Annotated in this window: 18 protein-coding genes; 6 read left to right on the forward strand and 12 right to left on the reverse strand. The window is 71.8% G+C overall.

Translation table 11 applies throughout. The features are described from left to right. Nucleotides 1-77: 77 nt before the first annotated feature. From FS825_RS04430 to FS825_RS04445, 4 genes are all read right to left on the reverse strand, one after another. Entirely contained in the window at nucleotides 78-575 is a 498-nt protein-coding gene (locus FS825_RS04430; protein WP_260981017.1) for a cupin domain-containing protein, read from the reverse strand. Continuing rightward, entirely contained in the window at nucleotides 572-1,930 is a 1,359-nt protein-coding gene (locus tag FS825_RS04435; RefSeq protein ID WP_260981018.1) for an amidohydrolase family protein, read from the reverse strand. Before FS825_RS04435 ends, FS825_RS04430 begins: the two co-directional genes overlap by 4 nt. Next, nucleotides 1,927-3,612 (reverse strand): adenosylhomocysteinase, encoded by a 1,686-nt coding sequence (locus FS825_RS04440; RefSeq protein ID WP_144711294.1) that lies wholly within the window; start codon nucleotides 3,610-3,612, stop codon nucleotides 1,927-1,929. The genes FS825_RS04435 and FS825_RS04440 overlap by 4 nt, the downstream gene beginning before the upstream one ends. A 71-nt stretch (nucleotides 3,613-3,683) precedes the next feature. Further along, nucleotides 3,684-4,688, reverse strand: a complete 1,005-nt coding sequence (locus tag FS825_RS04445) for a PrsW family intramembrane metalloprotease (RefSeq protein WP_144711295.1) — start codon at nucleotides 4,686-4,688, stop codon at nucleotides 3,684-3,686. A gap of 74 nt (nucleotides 4,689-4,762) precedes the next feature. On the opposite strand from FS825_RS04445, the gene FS825_RS04450 reads away from it, so the two are divergent. The 6 genes from FS825_RS04450 to FS825_RS04475 all read left to right on the forward strand — a co-directional run bounded on the left by FS825_RS04450 (nucleotide 4,763) and on the right by FS825_RS04475 (nucleotide 8,872). Further along, a complete protein-coding gene (locus tag FS825_RS04450) occupies nucleotides 4,763-5,026 on the forward strand; it encodes a glutaredoxin family protein (protein ID WP_144711296.1) in 264 nt (87 codons plus the stop codon). A 225-nt stretch (nucleotides 5,027-5,251) separates the two neighbouring features. Then, nucleotides 5,252-6,079 carry an amidohydrolase family protein gene (locus FS825_RS04455; RefSeq protein ID WP_222126887.1) on the forward strand — a complete coding sequence of 276 codons (828 nt, stop codon included), beginning with the start codon at nucleotides 5,252-5,254 and terminating at the stop codon, nucleotides 6,077-6,079. A gap of 41 nt (nucleotides 6,080-6,120) precedes the next feature. Beyond that, the gene (locus FS825_RS04460; RefSeq protein WP_144711297.1) at nucleotides 6,121-6,996 is read left to right on the forward strand and encodes a fumarylacetoacetate hydrolase family protein; all 876 of its coding nucleotides are present in this window, start codon (nucleotides 6,121-6,123) and stop codon (nucleotides 6,994-6,996) included. Beyond that, nucleotides 6,996-7,742 carry an SDR family NAD(P)-dependent oxidoreductase gene (locus FS825_RS04465; protein WP_144711298.1) on the forward strand — a complete coding sequence of 249 codons (747 nt, stop codon included), beginning with the start codon at nucleotides 6,996-6,998 and terminating at the stop codon, nucleotides 7,740-7,742. Before FS825_RS04460 ends, FS825_RS04465 begins: the two co-directional genes overlap by 1 nt. Nucleotides 7,743-7,820: 78 nt before the next feature. Further along, nucleotides 7,821-8,498, forward strand: coding sequence for a FadR/GntR family transcriptional regulator (locus FS825_RS04470; RefSeq protein ID WP_144711299.1), 678 nt, complete (start codon nucleotides 7,821-7,823; stop codon nucleotides 8,496-8,498). Nucleotides 8,499-8,593: 95 nt separating this feature from the next. After that, entirely contained in the window at nucleotides 8,594-8,872 is a 279-nt protein-coding gene (locus tag FS825_RS04475) for a GlsB/YeaQ/YmgE family stress response membrane protein (RefSeq protein ID WP_144711300.1), read from the forward strand. 141 nt (nucleotides 8,873-9,013) lie between these two features. Here the strand turns inward: FS825_RS04475 and FS825_RS04480 are convergent, their stop codons facing one another. From FS825_RS04480 to FS825_RS04515, 8 genes are all read right to left on the reverse strand, one after another. Then, nucleotides 9,014-9,970, reverse strand: coding sequence for an aldo/keto reductase (locus FS825_RS04480; RefSeq protein WP_144711301.1), 957 nt, complete (start codon nucleotides 9,968-9,970; stop codon nucleotides 9,014-9,016). Then, on the reverse strand, nucleotides 9,967-10,287 hold the full coding sequence (locus FS825_RS04485; RefSeq protein WP_144711302.1) for an L-rhamnose mutarotase: 321 nt from the start codon (nucleotides 10,285-10,287) through the stop codon (nucleotides 9,967-9,969). Before FS825_RS04485 ends, FS825_RS04480 begins: the two co-directional genes overlap by 4 nt. Then, nucleotides 10,287-11,612 carry an alpha-L-fucosidase gene (locus tag FS825_RS04490; RefSeq protein WP_144711303.1) on the reverse strand — a complete coding sequence of 442 codons (1,326 nt, stop codon included), beginning with the start codon at nucleotides 11,610-11,612 and terminating at the stop codon, nucleotides 10,287-10,289. The genes FS825_RS04485 and FS825_RS04490 overlap by 1 nt, the downstream gene beginning before the upstream one ends. Nucleotides 11,613-11,654: 42 nt before the next feature. Continuing rightward, a complete protein-coding gene (locus tag FS825_RS04495; RefSeq protein ID WP_144711304.1) occupies nucleotides 11,655-12,575 on the reverse strand; it encodes a carbohydrate ABC transporter permease in 921 nt (306 codons plus the stop codon). After that, on the reverse strand, nucleotides 12,568-13,545 hold the full coding sequence (locus FS825_RS04500; protein WP_144711305.1) for a carbohydrate ABC transporter permease: 978 nt from the start codon (nucleotides 13,543-13,545) through the stop codon (nucleotides 12,568-12,570). Before FS825_RS04500 ends, FS825_RS04495 begins: the two co-directional genes overlap by 8 nt. Nucleotides 13,546-13,667: 122 nt before the next feature. Continuing rightward, complete coding sequence (locus FS825_RS04505) at nucleotides 13,668-14,903, reverse strand: ABC transporter substrate-binding protein (protein WP_260981019.1); 1,236 nt, start codon at nucleotides 14,901-14,903, stop codon at nucleotides 13,668-13,670. Nucleotides 14,904-14,965: 62 nt separating this feature from the next. Continuing rightward, nucleotides 14,966-16,300, reverse strand: a complete 1,335-nt coding sequence (locus FS825_RS04510) for an enolase C-terminal domain-like protein (protein WP_144711307.1) — start codon at nucleotides 16,298-16,300, stop codon at nucleotides 14,966-14,968. 344 nt (nucleotides 16,301-16,644) lie between these two features. Then, nucleotides 16,645-17,211, reverse strand: a complete 567-nt coding sequence (locus tag FS825_RS04515; RefSeq protein WP_144711308.1) for a TetR/AcrR family transcriptional regulator — start codon at nucleotides 17,209-17,211, stop codon at nucleotides 16,645-16,647. Between the last annotated feature and the right edge of the window lie 14 nt (nucleotides 17,212-17,225).

Here is a 17,225-nt window from a genome sequence, read left to right on the forward strand (position 1 = left end):
CGGGCCTTCGTGAGGGGTCAGGGCAGGACGAAGTGTACTTCCGAGTGGGATACCAGCGCGAAACGGATGTCGCGCGACTACTCGGCCATCGTGAAGTCGTCGAACGAGAAGCCCGGCGAGACCAGGCAGCTCAGCAGGACCTCGCCGTCGCCCGGCAGGGTCCGCTGCCACACGCCGCCGCGCACGAACGCCTGCGCGTCGTTCACGCGATCACGACCGGCGTCCGGCCCGAGGGTGATCGTCGCGCCGGGCTCGGGCTCGTCGCCGTCGCCGCCGAGCTGCAGGTCGACCGCGTCCGGGCCGTGCCACATCCAGATCTCGTCGCTCGTCACCCGGTGCCAGGCCGAGGCCTCCCCCGGGGGCAGCAGGAAGTGGATGAGGGTCGCCGCGGGTCGGTCGCCAGCGGGGGTCGACACCGTGGCGGGCGAGGTCCAGGTGCGGACGTACCAGCCGCCCTCGGGGTGCGGCTCCATGCCGAGCGCGACGGCGCGCTTCGGGACGTCGAGCCACTCGATGAGCTCGCCGGCCACGGTGCGTCGTGCGGCCATGCCGGGTCGGGGTGCGGTGTCGGTCATCGTTCCTCCTCAGGAGTGGGGTGGGGGGAGAGCGCGCCGCCGGCGGCCCGGACAGCCCCGCGGATGACGGTCGCGACGGCACGGCCGGCACCGTCCTCGACGAGCTCGGCCATGGCGTCGGGCACGGTGCGGGCATCGACGTCGAAGACGGCCAGGTCGGCGCGGGCACCCACGGCGAGGTGCCCGATCCGGTCCGGTCCGACTGCGAGCCCCATGGCGTGCGCGCCGCCGAGGGTCGCGGCGGCGAGGAGTCGCTCGTGCAGGTCACGGTGGCCGTACCCCTGCGACCGGGCGATCCGGTGCAGCGCCGTGACGTCCGCCATCAGGTCGAGCGACGGGGACGACGACAGCGAGTCGGTGCCGATCGCGATCGGACTGCCCTCGCGCAGGTAGTCGGCGACGGGCGGCGGGTCGAGCCCGATGACGGCGTTCGACCGCGGGCACAGCGCGACGGCGGTGCCGCGGGCGCGGAGGAGGGCCCGGTCGGCCGCGGTCATGTAGACGCCGTGCGCGATGTGGCAGTCGGGGCCGAGCACCCCCAGGCGGTCCACGAACGCGGTCGCGCTCGCGCCGAACCCGAGGGCGCGCATCGCGCGGAACGACGGGGCGTTCGCCAGGTGCCAGTCGCTGCCGTGCCCGACCCCGTCGACGCCGTCGAGTCCGGGGACCGGCCCGAGGGCGATGCGCTCCCCCTCGAACGCCGCCTCGCCGAGGTGCAGGTGCAGTCGGAGTCCGCGCTGCCGCACGATGTCGGGCAGCTCCAGGAGCGGTGCGACGTCGAGGGAGTACGGCGCGTGGGGAGAGAGGCCGGCACCCGGGGTCGTCGGGATCCGCGCCAGCTCGCCGAGGACCTGGTCGCGACCGTGCGTCTGCCAGGCCTCGTTCTCCCAGTCCATGACCTCCCAGTAGGCGATGCCGCCAAGGCCGTGCGTCTCGAGCGCGGTCGACGCCTCGATGTCGGTGACGACGTCGGCGATGCTCGTCACGCCGGCCAGGATCGACGCCCGAGCGCCGGCGGCCGCTTCGGCGTGCCAGTCGTGCGGTCGGGCGTACTCCTCGTTGAACGCGACCGCCCAGTCCTCGAATCCGTCGTACTGCCGCTGGCCGACACTGGCCATGCCGGTGTACTGGAGGTGCGAGTGCGCGTTCACGAGACCGGGCAGCAGGGCACCGCGCCACCGCCGTTCGGTGAACGGCGTTCCCGGGACGGTGAGCTGGTCGACGACCCACGACCGGTCGCCGACGTGCAGGATCCGACCGTCCTGCACCGCGACCGCACCGTCCGCGATGGGCGGCGCGGTCATCGGCACGACGATGCGCGCCGAGTGCACCGTCACCGGGTGCACGGCGGTCACGTCGGGTCTCCGAAACGGCGGGTCCGGACGTCGGGCTCGCGGTCCGCGGGGTCTGCCGAAGAGCGGACGGGAGGCACGGCTCGGCTCCCGAACGCGGCGAGCGCCGCGCGGGCGGTCGCCTCGTCCACCGCGGGGTCGATCGGCACGACGGCCCGGTCGAGCTCGTCGCCGTGCTCGAGGAGCATCCGGACGGCCCCGAGCTGCGCGGCGAAGGACAGGTCCATGATCTCGATCGGGTTGCCCTCGGCAGCGGTGATGTTGATGCACCCGCCGTCGTCGAGCACGAGCACGCCGTGTCCGTCCGGCCAGGCGAACCGCTCGACCTTCCGACCGATCGTCGTCCGGACGGCCCCTGCGGCCATGGCGTCGTCGATCGCGACCTCCTGGTCGACCCCGCCGGCGACGGCGACCACCGCCCCGTCGGCGCAGGCGCGCAGCACGTCGAGGTCGATCGTGTCCCGGACGCCGGTGGCGCTCACCACGAGGTCGGCGTCCTGCACGGCATCGGTGAGCGGTGCGACCGCGTACCCGGCGACCAGGGCCTGCAGGGCACGCACCGGGTCGGTGTCGGCGACGGTGACCCGGAAGCCGAGGGCGTCGAGCACCAGGGCGACCCCCTCGCCGACGTGCCCGAACCCGGCGACGACGGCCGCGCCTCCCGGAACGACCCGGTGCGTGCCGGACGCGAGCCCGTCGACCAGGTCGAGCGTCGCGAACACCGTCGACTGCCCGGTGCCGTACCGGTTGTCGAAGAACGTCTTCGTGCGGGCGTCGTTCACGGCGACCACGGGGATGCCGAGCTCGCCGCGGGACGCCATCACGCGGAGGGGACGGAGTCCGCTGGTGGTCTCCTCCGCCGCGCCGAGCATCGTCGGCAGGAGGTCCGGGCGCTCCTGGTGGGCGAGCCGGATGAGGTGCGAGCCGTCGTCGAGGAGGATGTGCGGCCGGGTGTCGAGCATCGCGAGCGCGAGGGCCTTCTGCTCCGCCGTCGTCGCGGTGCTGCTCGCGTGCACGGTGAGCCCGGCGGACCGCAGCGCCGAGGCGACCGCGTCGTCGGTCTCGTCGGCGTGGGCGTAGACGACGACCTCGGCGCCGGCGTCGCGGAGGAGCAGGCTCAGCACGGCCGTCTTCGGCTCGAGGAACAGCGCGACGCCGACCCGGGTGCCGCGGAGGAGGCCGCCGTCCCGGAGCTCGGCGGCCACTGCGCGGGAGACCGGCATCGAGCGGCGGGCCCAGCGGAGGCGGTCCTCGGCGGCGGGGGCGTCCTCGGGTTCGCGGCCGGTGGAGACGAGGAACACGTCGTCGGAGAGCGCGGGGACGCCGAGGACTCCCGGGCGGACGCTGGTGACGGGGCCGAACGCGTCCTCGTCGACGGCGGGGAGGTGGCGGCCGGCGTCGACCACGACGAGGGTGGCGCCGCGGGGTCGGTCGGCCTCGCGCTCGATCACGGGCGTGGCGTCCTCGGGGGCGCCGAGGCACCAGAGCTGGTCGATCGGTTCGTGGTCGGCGGCCGGCCGTGCACCGAGGCCGCGGAGGAGACCGTGCAGGGCGGCGACGTCCCGCGGGTCGCCGCCGACGATGCGGAAGCGGCGTGCGGCGACGAGGAGGTTCGTGGCGGCGGCGAAGCGGCGGACGGCGGTGGAGGCCCAGGCGAGCGTGTCGGGGTCGGGTCCTGGCCGCATGGGTCAATCGTAGGGCGCGCCGCGCGGGGCCCGGCGGGCGGTCGGGGCGGGTGCGCGGGTGGCGGCAGCGCTCAGCGCAGCGTGTGGGGCGGCGGGGTGCCGTCCCAGCCGGTGCCGCCGACGGCCGACTGCCACGCGGCGTCCGGGTGCCCGGCGACCGGGTGCCCGGCATCCCCGCGCCCGGCGTCCGCAGCCCGGTCGAGCCGGCGGTGTCGACGAAGGACCGCGACGAGCACGACCACGCCGACGACCGACACGATCGCCAGACCGATCACGTAGAGGGTGGTGGCGACCCCGGCGATCGACGCCGGCACCGTCCCGTCCTGCGCGGCCGACAAGGGCGTGCCGGTGACCACGAACGCCAGGAGCGTGGAGATCGTCGAGTTCGAGTCCCACAGCCCGTGGAGCAGCGAGACCCCGACGTACGCCACGACGACCGCCCAGGACCACCGGAAGCGCTCGTGACTCCGAGCAGCACCGAACAGGACCGCACCGAGGATCGCCGTCCAGAGCACGTGCCCGACCGGGGACAGCACGGCGCGCGCGACCTCGGTCTGCAGCAGCGACGCCAGGTCGATCCCGCGCTCGGTGATCGCGGCGTTGAAGGCGTACCCGGCGGACTCGAACGCGGCGAACCCGGCGCCGATCGTCGCCCCGAGGAGTGCTCCCTGCCGCGCCGTCTTCGGGCGGACCCGCCACCCGACGACGACGAGCAGCACGCCCTTGACGAACTCCTCGACGAAGCCGACCACCAGGTAGAGGCCCGCTCCGGGGCGCAGGTCGGCCTCGAGCAGCGACGCCCCGAGCACGCCGAGGATGCCGCCGACGAAGAACGCCACGACGAGCTGCATCGTGCTCACCGAACCGGTCACCCGTTCGATGACGAACAGGACGACCGTGAACGGCACGAGGAAGCTGCCGAGCAGGATGATCGTCGGCACGAGGTTGGTGTTCTGCGTGCTGATCGTCACGATGATCGTGACGACCCAGAGCAGGAACCCGACGAGGAGGGTCTTCCACCACCAGCCGTGGCGGTGGTGCGGGTGCGCGGCGGGGGCGTCGCTGAGCAGGGTCATGGAGGAGATGGTGCTCCGCGGCGCTGCCCGCGGTCACGGGAATGCCGGAGGGCGCTCGGACGTACTCTCTGGACATGACTGACGAGACGTTCGACAAGGTGACGATGTTCGGTGCGGACTGGTGCCGCGACTGCCGGCGTTCCAAGGCGCTGCTCGACACCCTCGGGGTGGACTACGAGTACGTGGACGTCGAGGCCGACCTCTCCGCCGCCGGCCGCGCGGAGGAGATCAGCGGGCGGAAGAACATCCCCGTCGTGGTCCTGCCGAACGGCAAGCACTTCGTCGAGCCCTCCGACGCCGAGCTGCGCGCCGAGCTCGAGGCGTCCGAACTGGTCTGACGCCGGTCCTGCCGGGTGCCGCCGGTCTCGGGGCGCCCCGGGTACCAACCGCTTCCGGGCGTACCAACCGCTTTCGGGCGTACCAACCGCTTTCGGGCGTACCCGGTCGAACCGTTCGACCAGGTACGCCCGTTTCGACCAGGTACGCCCGGCCCGCCGTACCCCGCGCCCGCCCGACGCGCCCCGCACGGCGCGGACATCGGATGAATCGGGCATGATGGCCGCGTGATCATCGACGCTCACCACCACCTCTGGGACCCCGCCGACCGGCAGTACCCCTGGATGGACGACTCCGTCGCGCCGATCCGCCGCCGGTTCGACGTGCACGACCTCCGCACCGCCACGAGCGACACCGACGTCACGGCGACGATCGTCGTGCAAGCCGTCCACGATCCCGGTGAGACCGCCTGGCTCCTCGCCCAGCCCGAACCCGTCGCCGGTGTCGTCGGCTGGGTCGACCTCACCGCGGCGGACGTGGCGGACCGCCTCGCAGCACTCGCCCACCCCCGGCTCGTCGGCATCCGGCACCAGGCGCAGGACGAGCCGGACGGCGACTGGCTCGCCCGCCCCGACGTCGCCCGGGGTGTGCGCGCCCTGGCCGACGCCGGGCTGGTGTTCGACCTGCTCGTCCGCGCACGGGAACACCGCGCCGCCCTCGCACTGGTCGACGCCGTGCCGGAGGCGTCGTTCGTCCTCGACCACGCGGGGAAGCCGACGATCGACGCCGGCGACCCCGGCTGGCGGGACCGGATGCGCGACTTCGCCGCCCGACCCAACGTCGTCTGCAAGGTCTCCGGCCTGCTCACCGAGGCCGGCGCGTCCTGGCGCGACCGCCCGGTCGCCCGGTTCGCCCGGGAGGCCGTCGAGACGTTCGGCCCCGACCGGGCGCTGTTCGGCTCGGACTGGCCGGTGTCGACCCTCGCCGCCGACTACGCCACGGTGCTCCGCACGACCGCCGACGCCCTGGCCGACCTGTCCGCCACCGAACGCGACGCCGTGTTCCGCCGGACTGCCGAGCGCGTCTACCTTGCCGGAGCCACACCGCAGACATAGGATGTTTCTGCTGCACCGGCGCAGCAGGAGAGCGAGGAACGATGCGGTTCGCACGACTGGGCCCGGCGGGGAACGAGATCCCCGTGGCCATCGACACCGACGGCGAGGTCCTCGACCTCCGCAGCGTCACGAGCGACATCACCGGGGCGTTCCTGGCATCAGCCGCGGGACCGGACGAACTCGTCCGCCACGCCCGCGCCGCCGGCGACCTCCCCGTCATCGCCGCGGACGACGCCGCAGCCCTCCGCCGCGGTGCACCCGTCGCCCGCCCGGGCAAGGTCGTCTGCATCGGCTTGAACTACCGCGACCACGCGGCCGAGACGGGCGCGGACATCCCCACGGAACCGATCGTGTTCATGAAGGACCCGATGACGGTGATCGGCCCCGACGACGAGGTCCTCGTCCCCCGTGGCAGCACGAAGACCGACTGGGAGATCGAGCTCGCCCTCGTGATCGGCACCACGGCGCGCTACTGCGACTCCGAAGCGGAGGCCGCCACGCACATCGCCGGGTACGCCATCGCCAACGACGTCTCCGAGCGGGAGTTCCAGCTCGAGCGCGGTGGCCAGTGGGACAAGGGGAAGTCCTGCGAGACGTTCAACCCCCTCGGGCCGTGGCTCGTCACCCCGGACGCCCTCGCGGAGGAGGGGCTCGACCCGCACGCCCTCGCCCTGCACCTCAGCGTGAACGGCGAGGTCCGGCAGGACGGCTCGACCGCGGACATGATCTTCCGGCCCGCCGAGATCGTCCGCTACCTGTCGCAGTTCATGGTCCTCCACCCGGGCGACGTGGTCAGCACGGGCACCCCCGCCGGTGTCGCGCTCGGCAGCGGCGCCCCGTACCTGCGCTCCGGCGACGTCGTCGAGCTCTCCGCCGACGGCCTCGGCTCGCAGCGCCAGACGGTCGGAGCGGCCTGATGCCCGGCTCCCACGAGGGCGTCCGCGCGATCGTCACCGGCGGCGCGTCCGGCATCGGCGCGGCCGTCGTCGCCGCCCTGCGCGAGTGCGGAGCCACGGTGGCCGTGCTCGACCTGCAATCCTCCCCCGACGACGTGTTCTCGGTCACGTGCGACGTGTCCTCCGACGAGTCCGTCCGGGCAGCGGTCGCCTCGGCGGTCGACCACCTCGGCGGACTCGACGTCCTGGTGAACAACGCCGGGATCGGCGCGCAGGGCACCGTCGAGGACAACCCCGACGACGAGTGGCGACGCGTGTACGAGGTCAACGTGCTCGGCGCCGTGCGGTTGTCACGAGCATGTCTGCCGCACCTCCGCGCGTCCGGCAACGCGAGCATCGTCAACACTTGCTCGATCGCCGCGACCGCCGGGCTCCCCCAGCGCGCGCTGTACTCGGCGACGAAGGGCGCGATCGCCGCCCTCACGCGGGCCATGGCCGCAGACCACCTCCGGGAGGGCATCCGCGTCAACGCCGTCAACCCCGGCACCGCGGACACCCCCTGGGTCGGACGGCTGCTCTCGACGGCACCGGACCCCGCCGCGGAACGGGCGGCCCTGGAGGCACGGCAACCCCACGGACGCCTCGTCGCCCCCGAGGAGGTGGCCGGGGCCGTCGCCTACCTGACGAGTCCGCTCGCCCGGTCGACGACCGGCGTCGACCTCGCGGTGGACGGCGGGATGCAGGCGCTGCGGCTCCGTCCCGCCTGATGGTCGTCCTGGAGGCGCGGTGCCGGTATCGTCGGGCCGTCGCGCCGCGCAGGCGGCGCGGGAGCAGGAGGTGGTGACGTGGCTTCGCTGACCGACGACGCGATCGCGCGCATCCAGGAGATGATCGTGAGCGGCGAACTCCAACCCGGGCAGCGCCTCCCTCCCGAGAAGGAGTTGAGCGAGTCCCTGGGCCTGTCGCGCAACAGCCTGCGCGAGGCGGTCAAGGCCCTCGAACTCATCCGCGTGCTCGACGTCCGACGCGGCGACGGCACGTACGTCACGTCGCTCGAGCCGTCGGTGCTGCTCGAGGCCGTGTCGTTCGTCGTCGACATGCACCACGACCGTTCGCTCGTCGACCTCCTCGAGGTGCGGCGCATCCTCGAACCCGCATCAGCCGTCCTCGCGACCGCCCGCGCGTCCGAGCAGCAGATCGACGAGCTCCAGGCGCTCATGCGGTCGGTCGGCGAGGACACCGGCGTCGAGGACCTCGTCGCGCACGACCTGCTCTTCCACTCCACGATCGCGGGGATCGGTGGCAACCAGTACCTGTCCGGGCTGCTCGACGCGCTCTCGAGCAAGACCGTCCGGGTGCGCGTGTGGCGGGGGCTCACGCAGAACGGCTCCGTGCAGCGGACGCTCGACGAGCATGCGGCGATCGTGGACGCGATCCGTCGGCGCGACCCACAGCTCGTGCAGGCGCTCGTCGTGTCCCACGTCGAGGGCGTCGAGCGGTGGTTGCGGCGTTCCCTGGACTGAACCTGGGAGCACGCGGAGGCGACCCCGTGTTGCATCGGCGGTCGGTCGTGGACCCGGCAACCCGCTGGACACGTTGACCCCACAAGGAGGAAACCGTGCTCGGTCTCATCATCAGCCTGATCATCATCGGACTCATCGCCGGCGCCGTCGCCCGGCTCGTCATCCCCGGCAAGCAGCACATCTCGATCCCGATGACCATCCTGCTCGGCATCATCGGCTCGTTCGTGGGCGGGTTCCTCGGGTTCCTGATCTTCCAGCACGACCCGATGGACGGCTTCTTCCAGCCGGCCGGCATCATCGGCTCGATCATCGGTGCGATCATCGTGCTCTTCATCTACCTGAAGGTCACCGGGCGCCGCGGCGCCACCCGCTGACCCGCAGTACCACCCCGCTTGCCGGAACCAGGTTCCGGGCACAGCACCACGCATCTGCGCGGTGCCGTGTCCGGAACCTGGTTCTTTGCGTGGGGCGGGGCGGGACGGTGGCGGCGGCGGGGCGCCGGCGCGCGCGGCGCGTCACGCGCCGAGCAAGCCCGCGGTCCGCAGGTCGGCCCAGAGCTCCTCGGGGACGGTGACCGCGGCCCGCGCGGCGTTCGACCGCACCTGCTCGGCCGACTGCGCCCCGAGTGCGATCGCCCGGACCGCCGGAGCCCGGCGCGGGAACGCGAGCGCGGCCTCGGGCAGCGAGACACCGTGCCGTTCGCAGACGTCGGCTATCGCGTTCGCCCGCGCGACGAGCTCGACCGGGGCCTCGGCGTAGTCGTACGACGCCCCCGCGGCGGGCCGGGGCGTCCCGAGCAGGCCGGAGTTGTAGACCCCGACCGCGATGACGTCGACGCCCAGCGACGCGCACCGTTCGACGAGCGAGGCCGCCGGCTGTTCGAGCAGCGTGTACCGACCGGCGAGCATGATCACGTCCGGGATCCCGGTCGAGACGGCGGCGTCGAGCGCTGCGGCCGAGTTCGACCCGACGCCGATCGCCCGGACGACCCCCTCGTCGCGGAGCTCGGCGAGCGTCGGGAGCGCCTGCGTCAGCCCGTCGGTGAGGGAGTAGACGTCCGGGTCGTGCAGGTACGCCACGTCCACGTGGTCGAGGCCGAGCCGCGCGAGCGATTCGTCCAGGGACCGACGGACCCCGGACGGCGACGGGTCCCACTGCCGGACGAGGTCGTCCGGCACCGCGAACCCGCCGGACGCCAGGTCGTCGCCGTCCCCGCGGCCGGGGACCAGGAGCCGCCCGACCTTGGTCGACACCAGGTACTCGTCGCGGGGGTGGTCGGCGAGCGCCGCACCGAGTCGTCGTTCGGACAGCCCGAGGCCGTAGTGCGGCGCGGTGTCGAACCCGCGCACCCCGGCGTCCCACGCGGCGTCGACCGTCGCCCGGGCGTCCTCGTCGGTGACCGGGTGCAGCAGGTTCCCGATCCCCGCTCCCCCGAGCCAGAACGGTCCTGCGTCGAGGTCGGTGCTGCTCATCCCTGCCCCTTCAGTGTCCAGACGAGCGGGACGCCGTCGTCGTCGCCCGAGTAGTCGTCGTCCGCCTCGAGCAGGGGGTTGATGACCGCTTGCCACTCGGCGTTCACCGGGTCGTCCGCGAGCGCCCGACGCATCGCACGGTAGTCCTCGACCTCGATGAGGTGGACCAGGTCCTGCCCGTCCCGCCAGATCGTCCAGTCGTGCACGCCGGCGGCACGGAGTCGCTCGGCGAGCGGTGCGGGGATCGAGGCGTGCACGCGTTCGTACTCCGCCTCGCTCCCCGCCCGCAGCCGCGTCCTGGAGAGGATCCGCTGCATCAGTCGCGCAGGAAGAGCTCGACGACCGGCACCGCGACGTCCGGCCGGACGATCGGCAGGGTGAGCGTCAGCGTCCCGGCGGGCTGTCCGCCGAGCCCGGTGTTCTGCGCGCGGGTGCCCTCCGGGATCTCCCGGTAGTGGATCTCGGACGCGTCGTTCAACAGCTGCGCGTACGCGACCTTCCCGGCGAGTTCCGGCAGGTGCACGTGCTCGAACGGCCACGTGAACAGGTGCAGGTACAGCCGGTCCCCGTTCTGCGTGTAGACGGTCCCCGCCGGTGCCCGGAACTCCGACGGTCCGGCGCCGTACACCGACCGCGCGTGCTGGTGCATCCACGTGCCGATCCCGGCGAGCGCCGTCCGGGCGACGCCGTCGAACTCGCCGCGACCGGTCGGGCCGACGTTGAGGAGCATGTTCCCGTTGTTCGAGACCCCGTCGACGAGCATGCGGACGAGGAGGTCGACGCTCTTGACGTTGAGGTTGTCGCGGTCGTAGCCCCACGAGCCGTTGAGGGTCTGGCACGCCTCCCACGGGACGCGGACCCCGTCCACCTCCATCGGCTTGTCCGGTTGGTACTGCTCCGGGGTGACGAGGTCGCCGGGGATGTCGAGCCGGTCGTTGACGATGATCCCGGGCTGCAGGCGCTTCGTCAGCGCCATGAGCTCCTCGGATCCCCAGTCGTCACGGCCCTTGCCGCCCCAGATGTCCTCGTGGTCGTTGTCCCGGTACGAGAAGTCGTAGAACAGGTAGTCGATCCGCCCGTAGTCGGTCAGCAGCTCCTCGACCTGGCCGTGCAGGTACGCGCGGTACCGGGCCATGTCGCGGCCCTCGTTGAGCCGCGCGATCTCGTCGGGCCCGTCGTCCCGCCGCGGGTGCACGCCGTCGATCGTGAAGTCCGGGTGGTGCCAGTCGATGAGCGAGTGGTAGAAGCCGACCCGGAGCCCCTCGGCCCGGACGGCGTCGACGAACTCGCGCACGATGTCCCGCCCGAAGCGGGTGTTGGTCGCCTTGTAGTCGGTGAGCTTCGAGTCCCAGAGCGCGAAGCCCTCGTGGTGCTTCGTGGTGAGGACGACGTACTTCATCCCCGCCTCGCGGGCGCGGCGGGCCCAGTCGGCGGCGTCGAACAGGTCCGGGTCGAAGTGATCGAAGTACTTCTGGTAGTCCGCGTCGGTGATCCGTTCGCGGTTCTTCACCCACTCGTGCCGGGCCGGCAGCGCGTAGAGCCCCCAGTGGATGAACATGCCGAACCGGTCGTGGGTGAACCACGCGGGCAGCCCGGTGGCGTCGACCTCGGTCTGCGGCTCTGCAGGTGCGGTGATGGTCATGTGGTCGGTCTTCCTTTCGGGACGAACTGGAGTGGGACGGCGTCACCGGCCGCCGAGGCCGGAGGTCACGATGCCCTTGACGAGGTGCTTCTGGAGCAGGACGAGCAGGATCACGGTCGGCAGCATCGAGATGACCGACGCGGCCATCACGAGGTTCCACTCGGAGCCCTGCTGCCCGAAGAACTGCTGCAGGCCGAGCGGGATGGTGCCGTGCGCCTCGACGTCGTTGACGACGACGAGGGGCCAGAGGAACGAGTTCCAGTACGCGATGAACGAGAACACGGCGAGGACGGCCATGGTCGGCCGGGCGAGCGGGAGCATGACCGAGACGAAGGTCCGGATCGCCCCGGCGCCGTCGACGCGGGCGGCGTCATCGAGCTCCTGCGGCACGGTGAGGAAGAACTGCCGCACGAGGAACGCGCCGAGCGCGGTGAACGCCCACGGGATGATGAGCGCTTGGAACGTGTCGACCCACCCGAAGCCCTGCATCATCACGTACATCGGGATGACGAGGACGTCCTGCGGGATCATCAGGGTCACGAGGAAGAGCAGGAACACGGTGTTCCGGCCCCGCCACCGCAGGCGGGAGAACGCGTACCCCGACAGGGTGGCCACCACGACGTTGATGGCGGTGCCGGCCGCCGCGACGAAGACCCCGTTGAGGATGAACCGGGCGAACGGCAGGTACGTGAACGCCTGCACGTAGTTGTCCCACTCGAGTGAGCGACCCCAGAGCGTCGGCGGGGTGGTGAACACCTGGTCGGCGGGCTTGAGGCTCGTCGCCACCATGTAGATGAGCGGCGAGACGAACAGCAGGGCGACGAGGCAGAGCAGGGCGTACCCGATGGCGTGCCGCACCCGTCCGGGTCGCGGTGCCGAGGCGGTCCGGGACACAGCGCGCGGGTTGACCGTCCGGTTCGCGGTCGTGAACCCGCCGGAGCGGGACCGGGTCAGCTCACTCATAGTGCACCCACCGCTTCTGGCCGAGGAACTGGATCGCCGTGATCCCGAGGATGATGACGAACAGCACCCAGGCGCCGGCCGACGCCAGACCGAGCTGCTGGTTCTGGAAGCCCGTGTTGTAGATGTACTGCACGAGGGTCTCCGTCGCGGTGCCCGGTCCGCCCTTGGTGAGGACGAAGGGCTGCACGAACACCTGGAACGACGTGATCAGGGTCATCATCGTCGCGAAGAACACCGACGGCGAGATGAGCGGGAACTTGATCGCCCAGAAGGTCTGCCACGCGTTCGCACCGTCGAGCTGCGAGGCCTCGAGCTGGTTCTCCGGCACCGCGTCCAGGGCGGCCGAGAAGATGAGCATGTTGTACCCGAACCCCTGCCAGACGCTCATGGCGACGATGGCGAACATGGCCCAGTGCTCGTCGGCGAGGAAGTTCGGTGCGTGGACGCCGACCGTCGACTGCAGCGTCGCGTCGATCGCGCCACCGGGCTGGTAGAGCATCCGCCACACCACGACGTTCGCGACGATCGGCGTGATGGTCGGGATGAAGAACAGCACCCGGAACACGTGGCGTCCGGCGATCCGCGGGGTGAGCCAGGCGGCGAGACCGAGCGACACGACGAGGTTGAGCGGCACGTACAGCACCACGAACAGCGCCGTGTTGAGCGTCACCGTGCGGAACACCGGGTCGGCGAACAGTCGCGCGTAGTTCTCGACGCCGGCCCAACTGCGCTCGCCGAGCATCGGCCAGTTCATGAAGCTGACGACGAGGGAGGCGATGATCGGGAACGCCGTGAACACGACGAGCCCGATGGAGTGCGGTGCGGCGAAGGCGGCACCCCACCACGAGCGTCGGCCGAGGACGCCGGAGGCGTCGCCGCCCTTCGGGCGCGGCGTCGCCGTCCCGGTCACGACCGCGGCCGCGACGGCGGGAACGGCCGCCTCGGCCGGTGGGTCCTGGATGGTGGTCATGCGACGACCTCCTCGTCGTTGGCGCGGTTCTGGGGCCGGGTGGGTGCAGACGGGAGGCGCGGGGCGGGGTCGACCCGCGCCTCCCGTCCGTCAGGCGGTGACGTCCGTCGGACGGACGTCCGTCACTGCGTTCCGAGCTGGCCCGCGATGGAGGACATGGAGTCCTTCCCGGAGGTCTGCCCGTTGACGGCCTGCAGCGCGTACTGCGTGAACAGCTGGGACAGCTGGTCGCTCTGCTTGTTCCCGAGGAGCGGCGACGACTTCGCCAGTCCCGCCTTGAGTGCAGCCTCGGCTCCGTCGATGCCGGCGCTCGAGTACCACGCGCTCTGGGCGGCGGTGCGACCGGGGAAGGCCCGGCCCTGCTCGGCGAGCGACGTCAGGACCTTCTCGCTGGTCATCGTCTGGACGGCCTTGAACGCCTGCTCCGGGTACTTGCACTGCTTCGAGACGCCGAAGCCGGAGCCGGCGGCGAACGTCGACGGCCCTGACGTCCCGGCCGGCAGGGTGGTGACCCCGAGGTCGAACTTCACCTTGGCCTTCTGGCTGATGAGCGACCACGGGCCGTCGGTGTACATCGCGACCTTGCCGGCGGCGAAGTCGTTGCCGGGTGTCGAGGCGTCCGACGACGCCTGCGTGGCGTAGCCCTTCTTGACGAGGCTCCCGAGCCAGTCGAGGCCCTCGGCGAACTTCGCGTTCGTCGCGTCGAGCTTCCCGCTGGACGTGATCACCCGGCCGCCGTTGTAGCCGTAGATCATCGACTCGAGGTTGAGGTCACCGACGGTCGAGCCGAACATCGTGACGCCCTTGGCCTTGAGCGCGGCCCCGGCTGCCTCGAAGTCGTCGACGGTCCACCCGGGCTTCGGCTCGGCCACGCCGGCCTTCTCGAAGACGTCCTTGTTGTAGAACATCATGATGGGCCCGGTGTCGTACGGCAGGCCGTAGAGCTTCCCGTCGACCTTCATGCCGTCGAGCGCGGTGCTGTCGAACGCGGACAGGTCGGTGCCGTCCTTCTTCGCCAGGTCGTCGAGCGGCAGGAGCGACGACGTGTAGTTCGCCGCACGCAGGGACTGCATGCTCACGATGCACTGAGCGCTCCCGGCGCTCAACTGCGTGCTGAGCTTCGTGAAGTAGTTCTCGAACGGTGCGCCCTGGATGGTCAGGGTGATGCCGTCCTCGCTCTTCACCGAGTCGGCGACCTTCTGCCAGGCGGCCTTGTCCTCCTTCCCGGCGATCCACATGGACCAGGTCAGGGCGTCCTTCGACTGGCTGCTCCCGGCACTGCTGCCGGAGGAACAACCCGTGAGCACGAGTACGGCTGCTGCTGCGGCAGCGAACCCGGCGGTGAATCGGCGTTGCATCGGTGTCTCCACTTCGTCGTGGTGATCGGGTGTGTGGGGTGTGACGGTCGGGTGGGGTGGCTTCAGGCGACGCGCACGGCGTCGGAGACGGTCTCGTCGACGGCGGACCAGACCGGGCCGTCCGGGTACGAGTAGGTGTCCAGGGAGTCGGCGAGCATCTCGGTGCCCGCTCCGGGTGCGGTCGGTGGCCAGTAGCGCCCGTCGTGCACGTCGACCGGGGTCGTGAAGTGCTCGTGGAGGTGGTCGACGAACTCGATGGAGCGGGTGTCGAGGTCGCCGGTGAGGGCGACCGCGTCGAACATCGACAGGTGCTGCACGGCCTCGCACAGCCCGACCCCGCCGGCGTGCGGGCAGACCCGGACGCCGTACTTGGCGGCGAGGAGCAGGATCGCGAGGTTCTCGTTGACGCCGGCGACCCGCGTGGCGTCGATCTGCAGCACGGACATCGCCTGCGCCTGGATGAGCTGCTTCGCGATCACCCGGTTCGCCATGTGCTCCCCCGTCGCCACCGGGATCGGTGCGATGCGGCGGGCGATCTCGGCGTGCGCGAGGACGTCGTCGGGGCTCGTCGGTTCCTCGACCCAGGCGAGGTCGAACGGGCGCAGGCGGTCGATCCACGCGACCGCCTGGTCGACGTCCCACCGCTGGTTGGCGTCGATCGCGATGCGGATGTCGGGGCCGACCGCGGCGCGGGCGATGCCCATCCGTCGGACGTCCTCGTCCACGTCGCCGCCGACCTTGAGCTTGATCTGGGCGAAGCCCTCGTCCACCGCCTCGCGGCAGAGGCGCTCGAGCTTCTGGTCGTCGTAGCCGAGCCAGCCCGGGGTGGTCGTGTAGGCCGGGTACCCCTCGCGTTCGAGGCGGCGACGGCGTTCGGCGCGGAGCGGTTCGGCCGTGCGGAGGAGCCCCAGCGCCTCGTCCGGGGTGATCGCGTCGGTGAGGTACCGGAAGTCCACCAGGTCGACGAGTTCCTCGGGCGACAGGTCGGCGAGCAGCGCCCAGAGCGGCTGCCCCGCCCGCTTCGCGCGGAGGTCCCACAGCGCGTTCACCACCGCGCCGATCGCCATGTGCATGACGCCCTTCTCCGGGCCGAGCCAGCGGAGCTGCGAGTCGTGCACGAGGGTGCGCCAGGTGCCGCCCATGTCGGCGAGGACCGCCTCGGCGTCGGCGCCGACCACGTGGTCCCGGAGTGCGGCGATCGCGGCTTCCTGCACCTCGTTGCCGCGACCGATGGTGAAGACGAACGCCGCGCCGACGTGGCCGTCGAGCGCGTCGGTGGCGATCTCGACGTACGCGGCGGAGTAGTCGGGTGCGGGGTTCATCGCGTCGGACCCGTCGTGGTCCCGAGAGGTCGGGAACCGGACGTCGCGCACCCGCAGACCGGTGATGCGGCTCATCGTGTCTCCTGCCCGTCCGGTCATCGTCGACCGAACGGGGCAATCGAAACATCCGATGTCTTTCGTGTCAAGAGCGACTTCGGTTGCGTTTCGGCCACGATGCGCGGCGAGTGGTCCGATGACTGCCCGACGTCGGGTGCCGGCGTGCCTGGTCGAACCGGGCGTACCGGGTCGTTCGGGGCGTACCTGGTTGAACCGGGCGTACCTGGTCGGAAGTTCCGACCAGGTACGCCCGGTTCCACTTTCCATCGCACGCGTCAGGGGTGGGACCGGACCACGGCCGGGAGGCGTGGTGCGGGTCGGACCCGCACCGCGCCTCCCGGCGGTGGCCCGGTTCCGCCGGGTCAGCCGGTGGCGAGTCGGCCCATCTCGGCGACCACGCTGCGGAGCCGCTCCGCCAGGTCGTCCCGGGACCCGTCCGTGAAGCGGTGCGCCGCTTCGATCACCGCGGCCATCACGAGCGTCACGGCGGTGCGGGCCGAGTCGGCGTCCGCACGCTCCGCGGCGACCTCGGCGACCGCGAGCCGCGCCTGCGCCATCGCCTGCAGCATCGTCGGCACCATCTCGGGGCGTGCCTGCACGAGCGCCTTCATCCGGGTGCGGTCCGCCGGCAGGTCCACCGTCCGCGCGACGAGGTCGCAGAGGTCGGACACGAGCGAGCCGCGAGCGGCGAGGAACGCGTCCCGCGCACTCGCGTCGACCGCGGTCGCGGGGAGGCCGAGGGCCGCGTGGCCCTTCGACGGGAAGTAGTTGAAGAACGTCCGCGGCGAGACGCCGGCGGCCGCGCAGATCTCCTCGACGGTGACGCCGGCCAGCCCACGGTCGGTGACGAGGTCGAGCGCCGCCTGGTGGATCGCGGTCCGGGTCTGCTGCTTCTTGCGTTCCCGCAGGCCGCTGTCGGTGATGGTCACGTGCTGCTCCTGGT

It is taken from the genome of Curtobacterium pusillum, from assembly GCF_007680845.1.
In the GTDB taxonomy this organism is placed as follows: Bacteria; Actinomycetota; Actinomycetes; order Actinomycetales; family Microbacteriaceae; genus Curtobacterium; species Curtobacterium pusillum_B.